Consider the following 11,128-nt stretch of genomic DNA (forward strand, 5'->3'; position numbering starts at 1 on the left):
TTGTCATTGGGCACTTGTACTGAGCAAAGCCTATTGGGTATTGGTTATTCTCTCCCTACACCTCTGCCCCTCTGCCCCTCTGCTCCTCTGCTTCCCTTCTCCCCTGCCCCTCTATTCTACGGGCAACGGGGATGAATGCCTCCTTGAGTACAAATGTATGCTAATTGCTTGGCATCTAAATTTTTAGCTTGAGAAAAATCAACCCCTTGGACTACGGCAGATACTGAGCCTAAATCTGGGGTTTGCACAAATTGATCTGCTGGATCTTGTTTGCTAGGAACAAGAATTGCTCCTTTGAAATCTGCTCCAGCGACATTTGCTCCCCGTAAATCTGCAAGACTCAGGTCAGCATTTTGCAAGTTAACGTTTTCCATTTGGGCAGAACGTAAAACAGCACCAGTTAAACGAGTAGCGCTGAAGTTAGCATTGCTGAGATTAGCACGATCCAAATAAGCTCCTGATAAATCTGCTCCTTGCCAATCAGTGTTAGTTAAGTTGGCAAAAGATAATTGCGTTCCGATCGCAGTGGCGCGACCTAAACGCGCTGCATACAGATTGGCTTCGTTCAATTTAGCATCGCCTAAATCTGCCCCAGTCAAGCTGGCTTTTTCCAAAACTGCGTTTCGCAGATCGGCTCCTACTAGTTGGGTGCTGTTGAGTTTAGCATCATATAGACGCGCGTTGGATAAGTTGGCTCTGTTAAGAGTGGCGCGACTCAAATCGATCCGGTTCATCAAGACGCGACTGAGGTTAGCATCAGTAAGATTGGCTTGCTGCAACTGAGCTTGGCTTAAATCAGCCATTACATCGTCATAGGTATCCCAGCGTCCATCTTCACCCACACCCCGGAAGCGACTACCCTTAAAGCTGGCTTGGTTAAGATTTGCAGATTTAAACTTAACTCCTGATAAATCAAGATTGTCCAGTACCAAGTTAAAGAAGGAACTTCCGGAAGTACCGCTTTGACCTAATTGAGTGCTACTAAGGTCAACACCCTCGATTTTTTTACCGCTATAAACAGAGAGAATCTTGTTGATTGTCCGTTGGTTTCTTTGTAGCCGACCTTGCCGTAATTCTCGCTCTTTGGTTGCAGTGCTACCTACAGATTCAAGTTCGCTGACCAAAAACTGATTCTTATTTTTGAGTTCCGGGATGGCTTGGGGCCCGACAGTTGTCAAAGCTTGTTGAATTGTATCCAGAAGGTTGGGGTTAGTTTCGCTAACTAATAAATCCGCCAGAAATTTAATGGATTGTGGGTCATTAAGACCACCCATAGCCAGAATTGCACTTTGGCGTTGCTCATTAGTCGCCCCAGAGTTGGGAGTCAATTGTTTGACAAGTTCGAGGAATTGTTGACTGTTGATTTGCTTGGTTGCTCGTTGGGATTGTTGAATTTGGATATAAACTTGAGTACCAATTAAAGTTGCCAACACAGCAGTCATACTCGTCAGCCCTACCCCAAACAAAGTCAGATTGGGATTTTGCTGTATTCGCCGCCACAAATTATGCGATTGGCTGGTTTCGACTGCCGCTAATTCTTCTCCCTCTTGCCATTCTTCTGCTCGATCGTTACCGTCAGCAGACTGAGCTTGTCTGTTGCTAGCTAAAACTGCATCAATGGTATAAGTACCTGCGAGTCGATCGTGTAGTGCGCGACGCCCCCGACGTGATGGTAAGCCTATCCCTTCACCCACAATCATTAATAAAGACAAAAATGTGAATAATCCTAAATTCGGAAAAGCAAAGCTGTAGCGCCACAGTAGATAGGCAATGGAAATGGGTACTGTCCAACGTCCAACTCCTTCTCTGATCGCAACTGCCCCCAATCCGGGCGGCTTCCCTTGCTCGTTGACAACCCGCACTTTTAACCAACGTTTCGGAATTGTGCTACCAGTCTTAGCTAATAAATACAATTGCCACCACGAAAGAGTTACAGGCGCTAACAGGGCGATTGTCCACAAAATATTAGTTGGCCATGCAACGTTACGGATGCCATAGCTTACAGGTAGAGCTAGGGGTCTGGCGATCGCTCTTTCTGTGACTACCAGCACGGGGTTAAGCGGCACTCGGTTCAGATCGCTTCTAGAATTGGCATAGACACCAATGCCGAAGGGAATCAATCCACTAGTAACCACGAGTGTGATTTCAGCTGCCCAAGCAGCAAAACGCCTACTTGCTAGCAGCAGCGTATTGGCTCTTTCCGATTTTTTCGACTGACCAGATTGATTACTAGTTCTCCTGACAATTGGTGAGGTCATCGTATAATTTCCTTTGATATTATTTCTACGCCGCGATCGGCACAATTAAAATAGACTAAGCTAGTCAGCAAAAAGAAAAGCATATTGAAATAGGATTTAGGAGTAATACAGCAGAATTCAGGAGTCAGAATGGGCTGCGCTAACAGAATTCAGAAGTAAAACAGGCTTTGTACCTAGTTTTGACACTTCACTTCTGTACTTCACCTTTTTGGAAATCCTGTATAAGTCAAAAGCCGTTTTTATTCCGGCTCCTGACTCTCATAACTCCGGGCAGAGTGGAAAGTAAATGCATATCAACTTATTGCTTGCGTTGAAAGCTACCAGACACAAAAAATTTGTATCCAACATACACTAACACTGCCAAAAGTGCCAGACTGATTACAGATGCAACTAGTTTAAACACTGCTTGCAGTATCGCCAAGCCTACTAGCACCGTCACACCCGAAACTACCAGCTTTTTCACACCAGATAAGCTGTTGAACCAAATCTGAAATCGCTCTAGTTGCAAGTTGAAGCTGGCAAAAACAGACTGAGGCGTTTGTTTTTGTTCTTGTGAAACCACCCCAGGCGGGGAATTAATCTCTGCCTCTAGCTTATCAAGGCGACGCTGTAAGTCTTCTTCTGGTTGAGGATTCATCAATTTTTCCTACCTCATTAGCATACTTATTCAACAATAGACTAACCAAATTCTATTTTTGGTGGTTGTCTTAGTGATTTTAGCTAATGTTTGTGGGTGCAAGACCTTTCAGACATCAATTCTAGAGACGTTGTAATGCAACCTCTCTACACACACCTATCAAATCTTCACAAATAATTCTTAACTGACTAGTATTGCTTTATACGGCAGCTTTTGGAACCAAAAGTGATTGCTGTCGTCCATATAAATCAGACTGTATAACAATATTGCTCTAAAAAAAATCTGGAGCATTAATTAAAATGAAGACGCTTAGGCTACTTGTAATTATTCCCACAGCTTTGGCGATGAGTTTGGTTTTCACTGAGGCTAATTTGGCACAGACGCCAACAATCCAAATTAATCGAAATTCCCAACCCGATCCATTGATTTTGAATGGAAAATCTGGAGGAACTGTCAAAAGTAATTGTGGCAATATTACTACTGAACCTAATCAAGTTATCCAAGTTACAGAGTCACTACCTTATTTGCGATTAACAGTAGAAAGTAAAGGCAAGCCAACACTGTTAATCGACGGGCCTGGGGGGCGCTTTTGCGTACTAGCAGATAGTTACTCTGGAGGTAAGTCAGAACTTTCTGGTTATTGGCAGCCAGGAAAATACTCACTGTATGTGGGCGAACTATCCCCGCAACAGTATACTTATAACCTCTCAATCTCGCAAAAAAATAAATAGTCATTAGTCATTTATGTTTTACTAATGACTAACTATCCTTGACTATTCTTCCAGTGATTTGGCTGGAACTTCGACAGCAGTGACATCAATTGTGCCTTCTGGTGTGAAGCGCTGAAAATGACTATTTTGTACTAACAGCAACTCTTTACAGTTAGGACATTGCAACTGACTGTTATTTAAACCTGTAAATTCATATCCACAGACGGGGCATTGATCGGCAACCAAGTTGCGTTGCAGCCACCAACGAAAGCCAAAAAAAGCCGCAATAGGTGCCAACAACAGCAACCCGAAAATAATTAGCAATGAATTAACTAACCAACCCAAGCCCACTGATGCCAGCAACCAAATAACTGCCAGCAGGATGAGCCAAGGGCGGAGATTTAAAAGATTCAATTGAAATGACTTAAAGCTCATTTTTAATAAATTTTGTCCTGCTCTCCTTCTAGGATAGCGATTTTAGTCATTAGTTATGAGTCATTGAACATTTGTCATTTGGACTCAAATGGATTTTATTACTGAGGATAGCAGCATTTTTTGTAAGTGCTGTTGGAAGGCATTGATGCCAAATAGAGCGATCGCCTGTTGTCGCAGCCACTCTCCATCACATCGCTGGTCATCTCCTTGAAGCATTTCTATACAAGCTGCTGCTACAGCATCAGGACTGCGGTGTGGGACTCGCCATCCCAGTTTACCATCCTGCAAGGGGTCAGCGGAACCATCGTCGTCACCAGATAACACCGGCACTCCACAAGCCATTGCTTCTAGATAAACTATGCCAAAGCCTTCTTGCGAAGGCATAATATAGGCGTCAGCAAGGCGATAATGTTCCATTAATTCTTCTGTGGCAACGAAACCAGCAAACACAACGCGATCGCTCACACCTAAATATGCAGCAAGTTTAGCTAATCGCGGTTGGTCATCGCCGCGGCCAATTACCAAATATTTCACTTCTGGGAAAACTTCAGCGATTTGTGGTAACGCCCGAATAGTGACATCTACACCCTTGTAAATATCTCCTGACCATAACCGTGCTACTGTCATCAACACTTTAGCACCAGTTAAGCCATACTTCTGGACTAATTCTGGTTGTTTGGAACCAGGAGTAAATTTATCCGCATCAATGGCACAAGGCATCATCTGTACCATTTTTGGGTTTAGACTATTGGCAACACAAGCGCGATCGCGGCTGTAGCGACTAATTGTCCAAATTCTATCTGCTGATGTCAGGGCACGACGTTCCTGATTTTTCAACGGTTCCCAAACTTCTTTGCCGTAAGTTAGCACGGTGTAAGGAATCCCCAAGGGCTGGCAAAGTGTTTGGATTAATACTGCTAAGTTAATATGACCGCAGAAAACGTGCTGCGGACGGCTCTGCAACAGACATTTCAGTAAAGCCGCTGCCATTTGCAATCTCCCCAAATAGGGAGACTGATTTTTAAAGTAATGAAATTTTAAGTTCTCGTCTTCAAAGGGATTTAAGCTATCAGCACTATCTCGCAGTAAAAAGACTTCTGCCTTGTAGTCTTGGCCCAATCCCAGATAGGCGCGAAAAATATCTTTTATATAGGATTGAATACCACCTTCGTGAGCAAAAATTTCTAAAAACACGAAGGCATGGTTAGTTGTTTTGTTAACTTTATCACCTAAATTCAGGTTTTTTGTCACTGTAGTGATGTGCATCTTAGATTATTTATACTTGCGGTAAGGGCGCGATGGCACCGCTTTGTAACCGCTCCAAATCTGTTTTTACCATGTTTTCTAAAAGTTCCTCAAAGCTTACTTGGGGTTCCCAGCCGAGGTTTCTTTTAGCTTTACTGGGGTTAGCTACTAGTTGAAAATGATCATCTTGTCGCAACAAGCTAGTATTTAAAACTACATGGTGCGTCCAATCCAATCCCACAGACTCAAAGGCTGTGGCAACTAAATCTCTAACACTATGCAGTTTACCAGTACCAATCACATATTCTTCTGGTTCATCAATTTGCAACATTAGCCACATTGCTTCTACATAATCACCTGCAAAGCCCCAATCACGTTTTGCATCAAGATTACCCATTTCTAAAGTGTCAGTTAAACCCAATTTAATTGATGCAGCCGCCAAAGAAACTTTGCGTGTGACAAACTGAGGTGCGCGTAGAGGAGACTCGTGATTATATAAAATTCCGCTACAGGCAAATAGTCCATAGCGCTGTCTATGATGCACCATCGTCCAGTGAGCGTGCATTTTAGCCGCAGCATAAGGATTTTTGGGACGAAAAGCAGTTTCCTCATCTTGAGGCGAGAGGAATACATCGCCAAACATTTCTGAACTGCTGGCTTGATAAAATCTGGTAGACAAACCAACTTTTCGTACTGCTTCCAAGAGCCTAGTAGCTGTACCAGTTATCAAATCCAGAGTTCCCAATGGGTCGTTCCAGGAGTCGGGTACAAAACTGGGAGCCGCCAAATTGTAAATCTCTTGGGGACGCAATTGTTCAACAGCGGTCAACAGTGCCGCACTATCCCTCAAGTCAACCGTAAAAATTTCTACCTGATTTGCCAGTATTCCCAGTTTTGTCAAATTAGGTTGTCGATGTGGGGGTACTAATCCGACAACTCGATAACCACGGTTGAGGAGCAAATGGCTGAGATAGTAGCCATCTTGACCAGTAATTCCTGTAATTAGGGCTGTCTTAGTCATATTTTGTCCCCTATTCTGTCTATCTCTTTAAGCACGAAATGGCACTTGTTGGAGAACAAACATCAAGACTCTCAACACTGCTGACAAATCTTAACAAGGGAGCTAGTATAGCTCGAATGCTATTTTTACTATATTCACTAATTATTTTTATACAAAAATCTTACTTAAGATTTTACAAAAAAATCATAATAAGTAAGCAATTTCACATAAAAAATATATTTCTCCAATTTAAATAATACTGAAAAAAGAGTATACTTTTATCAATCAAATAACTATGTATTTCAGCAAAAGCTACTTCTGTTTGAAAGTGTGTAGCTCAACTTTGGGCAAAGTCTTCGTTAGCTTGGTGACGGCTATATGAAAAGTTTTATTTGTTTGACTCCTAAGTACAAGAGAGTATTGTAGAGAAGAAAAGCCCTCGTTTTTTGTCGATACTCCTTCTCTACGCTTCACTCCGCTCATAAGCCAAAATTGACATCAGAATTATTCTTTCCTTCTTTTAGCCTTGACTATTTCACTGTTACTTTTGTGCGTCTACAGAGTATTTGACAATGAGCAGGCAATTTCTACCATCCGCACCACGTTCGTATACAACCTTGTCAGCCAACCGCCGGAGGAGAAACCATCCATACCCACCTACTTGCAGAGTACCTGGGGCTGGTTCTGCGATCGCATCAGGATTGAAAGGTTTTCCATAGTCCCAAATTCTAATCTCTAGTCGGTCAATCCACAGATAAACGTTAATCTCAATGGTTGTTTCTGGCGGTAAAGCATGATGAGCGTGACGAACAGCGTTGGTAAAGCCTTCTGCTAATGCTAAATTGAGGCGATCTAGTTGGGTTTTTGACCAGCCAAGTTGAGACAAGTGTTGCAGACAAAATTGCTCAAACCATTCTTGCACCTGGTTTAAGAGCCTAAGTTCGCTCTTAACCGTCAGATGGTCTTGCTGCACTATACTAAGCATTAACTGTGAGTTGAATATAAGTAAACCCAAGTTGCTAGTTATTAAATTCTGCACTGTTCGCAAAATTTCTCTAACATAAAAAAATCTAAATTGACATATTCTATGTACCAAAATACAAAACATGAATGATTTTGGCATTCTGAGGGTTGTAACTAGCAACTTACGTTAAGTAAGTAAGAAATGTTTGTATTTGTTGACTTTTGATGATTTGAGATTTTGGAATAGCTTTTCCATCCAAAACTTCAAATCCCAGATGCAATCTGAACTATTGAAGAAGAATTCAGAATTCAGAAGGAAATCAGTGAGGAATACACTGCGGGATCTAGCTACAGATCCAACACTATCTTGTTGACCACTAAAAAAAGCATATTTAGTGGGGAACTTCCACCCATTTATGCAGACACTATCTATAAGACACTATGCATAACTTGCTTTCCCGTAAGATAGACGGACTCGCTTTGGGTGGCGCGATCCGCTTTTTAGTTCACAATTTAATTCTGTTAGCGGATAGCTAAGGTTTAGCCCATTCTGGCTTCTGACTTCTGAATTCTTTCCTGTTAAAATTGACGCCTGGTGATTGTTTTCAAAAGCACATCTGCATCTGCTCTTGAAACTCACAGGCGTCAAAGCACTTTGTGGTGACTAATTTAGAATAGTCCCAAGGTCAAAGATTTATCCAATGGCAAAGCAGCACCAATACCCAGCCACACGGTGACAAGGGTACCAACGAGGAATACTGTGGTTGCGACTGGACGGCGGAAGGGGTTTTGGAACTTATTCACGTTCTCAATAAAGGGAACGAGGATTAGACCTACTGGTACAGAACCCATTGCTAACACTCCTAAAAGTTTGTTAGGAAGCGATCGCAAAATTTGGAAGACTGGATACAAGTACCACTCTGGCAGAATTTCCAATGGTGTGGCGAAAGGATTTGCTGGTTCACCGGTCATTGCGGGATCTAGCACAGCTAGAGCCACAATCGCAGCGAAGGAACCCATGATCACAATTGGAAAGACGTAAAGTAAGTCATTTGGCCAAGCGGGTTCACCATAGTAGTTGTGACCCATGCCTTTAGCCAGTTTGGCTCTTAACTGAGGATCGCTCAGGTCAGGTTTTTTTTGTGTTGACATTTTGAAATGTGCTCTCCTGCTTAAGTTAAATTAAAGCATTTGTGAAAGCTATCAGCTACTAGGCAACCAAAAGGCGGGAAACAGCGTGTCTATATTTACAGTCATTCGCCTGAAGTTTTCTATAGCTTTACGCTCCAGATATAAGTATTTGTTTTTTGGAACTTATGTGCAATTAATTTCTTGTGTTTCATAAGTTTAAAACAAACAACTCGATCTGAAAACTAACAAATGTTGCCTTTCGCTAATAGCCGAGATTACAAAGGCCCGGAAATGCCTTGCTTGCGGATCATCAAGAAGTGAAACAGCATGAATACTGCAATCAACCAAGGCAGTACAAATGTGTGTGCACTGTAGTAACGAGTTAGTGTTGCTTGACCAACACTGGAACCGCCGCGCAGCAGGTCGGAAATCAGAACTCCAACCACGGGAATTGCTTCTGGTACGCCGCTAACGATTTTCACAGCCCAGTAGCCAACTTGATCCCAAGGTAGAGAATAGCCAGTAACTCCGAAGGAAACGGTGATTACAGCTAAGATCACACCACTTACCCAGGTCAATTCGCGGGGTTTTTTGAAACCACCAGTGAGATAAACCCGGAAGACGTGCAAAATCATCATCAACACCATCATGCTGGCAGACCAGCGATGAATGGAGCGAATTAGCCAACCGAAGTTTACTTCAGTCATGATGTACTGTACTGAGGAGAAAGCTTCAGTAACTGTTGGCTTGTAGTAGAACGTCATAGCAAATCCAGTAGCAAACTGGATGAGAAAGCAAACCAAGGTAATTCCACCCAGGCAGTAAAAGATATTGACGTGGGGAGGGACGTACTTGCTAGTAACGTCTTCGGCGAGTGCCTGAATCTCCAGGCGTTCCTCAAACCAGTCGTAAACGTTGGCCATACAATCTCAAGTTCCTAAAAGTCGGTTGCGGTTGATAAATCCCGAAGTTCTGAATCGGCAGAAGCCTTCGCTCAGACTTCTCTCCCAAATAGTAATTTTGGGATTTTAGTAAAGGGGAGTTTTTTTGTTTGCTTTTCAGCTTTTGGCGTGCTAAGAGACTTCAGAAACTTTACACTCTGTAAAGATGGAATATATTGCGATCTCTTTACGCCCCTACACACAAAATGGTGGACACAAAGTAGATTTTATCCTTTGGTGAGTGGATACGATGCATCAATTGACTGAACAACTTGATGAGAAAAATGCACCACTTCTATAAAAAAAGTAACATAATCGAGAGATAGATTTCATCAACAACAGAGGAAGTGGGCATTATCTAAGCAATTTGGGTTGAGGTGGAATTGAAAATGGGGTTCATGAATAAACAAGTATTTCGGGTTGGATTTTCATTGTTAATGGCGTTTTGCTTGGCGTTGGGTACGCTCACTCAGCCAGCGCTGGCTTTGACCAGGGAACAAAAGCTGGTTTCAGAAGTTTGGCGAATTGTTAATCGTACTTATCTAGATGAGACCTTTAATCATCAAAACTGGGCGGCTGTGCGGCAAAAGGTTCTGGAGAAGCCACTGGCAGACTCAAATGCCAGTTATGAGGCAATTGGGAAGATGCTCAAGAGCCTTGACGATCCTTTTACCCGCTTTTTAGATCCAGAACAGTACCGCAGCTTGCAGGTCAATACTTCTGGGGAACTGACTGGGGTAGGATTGCAAATTGCCTTGAATTCTGAGAATGGGAAGTTAGAAGTAGTAGCTCCTATCGCTGGCTCACCGGCAGATAAAGCGGGGATTCGGCCACGCGATCGCATTCTCAAAATTGAAGGCGTTTCCACAGAAAATCTCACCCTTGATGAAGCTGCTACCAGAATGCGCGGTCCCAGTGGCAGCCTTGTGACTCTCCTCATCGAACGGGACGGAGAGGCAGAAACGGAAATTAGACTGACACGCGATCGCATTGCTCTTAACCCTGTGGTTTCAGATTTGCGTGTTTCTGCTGAGGGTACACCCATTGGCTACCTACGTCTTACCCAATTTAATGCCAACGCTTCAACGGAATTGGCACACGCTATTTCTAGTCTAGAAAAAAAAGGCGCTGCTGCCTACATTCTAGATTTGCGAAATAATCCTGGGGGGTTATTGCAATCAGGAATTGAAATTGCCCGTCTGTGGTTAGACTCTGGCACTATTGTCTACACTGTTAATCGACAAGGTATTCAGGGTAGTTTTGAAGCCTCTGGGGCATCCCTAACGAACGATCCTCTGGTTATTTTGGTGAATCAAGGAACTGCCAGTGCGAGTGAAATTCTCGCCGGCGCACTCCAAGATAATGGTCGCGCTCAACTGGTAGGCGAAACCACCTTTGGCAAGGGCTTAATTCAATCTTTATTTGAGCTATCAGATGGTTCGGGTTTGGCAGTCACAATTGCTAAGTATGAAACTCCTCAACACCGGGATATTAACAAACTAGGCATTAAGCCAGATAAAGTGATTTCCCAACCAGCAATTAACCGCGAACAGATTGGCACCCCAGCGGATCTGCAATATCAAGCAGCACTGGAACTTTTGCTTCAAAAGCGGGTGGTGGCGGGGAAGGCATGATGAGTGATGAGTGATGAGTAATGAGTGTTGAGTGCTTAGTGCTGAGTTGAAAGACAACCCAGAAGGGGTGGGGCATTTACCATTGGTGTCAAGTTAAAGCTTCAGCCCAGATGTCAAGCGACCTAGCGGCGTTACGTCGGTGTCGTTGGCGAACAGCTTTAACCAAGCCCATAG

10 protein-coding genes are annotated in these 11,128 nt (G+C 43.2%); 2 read left to right on the forward strand and 8 right to left on the reverse strand.

The features are described from left to right. Positions 1-116: 116 nt before the first annotated feature. Together V7K53_RS05040 and V7K53_RS05045 are read right to left on the reverse strand one after the other, a co-directional pair. Complete coding sequence (locus V7K53_RS05040; RefSeq protein ID WP_335196529.1) at positions 117-2,258, reverse strand: pentapeptide repeat-containing protein; 2,142 nt, start codon at positions 2,256-2,258, stop codon at positions 117-119. Positions 2,259-2,556: 298 nt separating this feature from the next. Then, positions 2,557-2,895 carry a hypothetical protein gene (locus V7K53_RS05045; RefSeq protein ID WP_335156557.1) on the reverse strand — a complete coding sequence of 113 codons (339 nt, stop codon included), beginning with the start codon at positions 2,893-2,895 and terminating at the stop codon, positions 2,557-2,559. Positions 2,896-3,194: 299 nt separating this feature from the next. On the opposite strand from V7K53_RS05045, the gene V7K53_RS05050 reads away from it, so the two are divergent. Continuing rightward, positions 3,195-3,626, forward strand: a complete 432-nt coding sequence (locus V7K53_RS05050) for a hypothetical protein (protein WP_335196530.1) — start codon at positions 3,195-3,197, stop codon at positions 3,624-3,626. 42 nt (positions 3,627-3,668) lie between these two features. Here V7K53_RS05050 and V7K53_RS05055 read toward each other — a convergent pair whose 3' ends face one another. The 6 genes from V7K53_RS05055 to petB all read right to left on the reverse strand — a co-directional run bounded on the left by V7K53_RS05055 (position 3,669) and on the right by petB (position 9,302). Further along, on the reverse strand, positions 3,669-4,040 hold the full coding sequence (locus V7K53_RS05055; protein WP_335196531.1) for a hypothetical protein: 372 nt from the start codon (positions 4,038-4,040) through the stop codon (positions 3,669-3,671). 84 nt (positions 4,041-4,124) lie between these two features. Then, positions 4,125-5,306: a glycosyltransferase family 4 protein gene (locus V7K53_RS05060; protein ID WP_335196532.1), complete on the reverse strand. Its 1,182-nt coding sequence runs from the start codon at positions 5,304-5,306 to the stop codon at positions 4,125-4,127. Between the two features lie 10 nt (positions 5,307-5,316). Next, positions 5,317-6,306, reverse strand: coding sequence for a GDP-mannose 4,6-dehydratase (locus tag V7K53_RS05065; RefSeq protein ID WP_335196533.1), 990 nt, complete (start codon positions 6,304-6,306; stop codon positions 5,317-5,319). Between the two features lie 520 nt (positions 6,307-6,826). Continuing rightward, entirely contained in the window at positions 6,827-7,270 is a 444-nt protein-coding gene (locus V7K53_RS05070; protein ID WP_335196540.1) for an ATP-binding protein, read from the reverse strand. A gap of 647 nt (positions 7,271-7,917) precedes the next feature. After that, a complete protein-coding gene (petD, locus tag V7K53_RS05075; RefSeq protein WP_181930359.1) occupies positions 7,918-8,400 on the reverse strand; it encodes a cytochrome b6-f complex subunit IV in 483 nt (160 codons plus the stop codon). Between the two features lie 254 nt (positions 8,401-8,654). Next, complete coding sequence (gene petB / locus V7K53_RS05080; RefSeq protein ID WP_096602499.1) at positions 8,655-9,302, reverse strand: cytochrome b6; 648 nt, start codon at positions 9,300-9,302, stop codon at positions 8,655-8,657. A gap of 407 nt (positions 9,303-9,709) precedes the next feature. Here petB and ctpA point away from each other — a divergent pair, with 407 nt between their 5' ends. Next, positions 9,710-10,954 carry a carboxyl-terminal processing protease CtpA gene (gene ctpA / locus V7K53_RS05085; protein WP_335196535.1) on the forward strand — a complete coding sequence of 415 codons (1,245 nt, stop codon included), beginning with the start codon at positions 9,710-9,712 and terminating at the stop codon, positions 10,952-10,954. Positions 10,955-11,128: the final 174 nt, after the last annotated feature.

This window comes from Nostoc sp., from assembly GCF_036917355.1.
Classification (GTDB): Bacteria; Cyanobacteriota; Cyanobacteriia; order Cyanobacteriales; family Nostocaceae; genus Nostoc.

Coding starts and splice junctions, on each gene's coding strand:
- V7K53_RS05040 (WP_335196529.1), bottom strand. CDS start 2,258: ATGACCTCACCAATTGTCAGGAGAACTAGTAATCAATCTGGTCAGTCG.
- V7K53_RS05045 (WP_335156557.1), bottom strand. CDS start 2,895: ATGAATCCTCAACCAGAAGAAGACTTACAGCGTCGCCTTGATAAGCTA.
- V7K53_RS05050 (WP_335196530.1), top strand. CDS start 3,195: ATGAAGACGCTTAGGCTACTTGTAATTATTCCCACAGCTTTGGCGATG.
- V7K53_RS05055 (WP_335196531.1), bottom strand. CDS start 4,040: ATGAGCTTTAAGTCATTTCAATTGAATCTTTTAAATCTCCGCCCTTGG.
- V7K53_RS05060 (WP_335196532.1), bottom strand. CDS start 5,306: ATGCACATCACTACAGTGACAAAAAACCTGAATTTAGGTGATAAAGTT.
- V7K53_RS05065 (WP_335196533.1), bottom strand. CDS start 6,306: ATGACTAAGACAGCCCTAATTACAGGAATTACTGGTCAAGATGGCTAC.
- V7K53_RS05070 (WP_335196540.1), bottom strand. CDS start 7,270: ATGCTTAGTATAGTGCAGCAAGACCATCTGACGGTTAAGAGCGAACTT.
- petD (WP_181930359.1), bottom strand. CDS start 8,400: ATGTCAACACAAAAAAAACCTGACCTGAGCGATCCTCAGTTAAGAGCC.
- petB (WP_096602499.1), bottom strand. CDS start 9,302: ATGGCCAACGTTTACGACTGGTTTGAGGAACGCCTGGAGATTCAGGCA.
- ctpA (WP_335196535.1), top strand. CDS start 9,710: ATGGGGTTCATGAATAAACAAGTATTTCGGGTTGGATTTTCATTGTTA.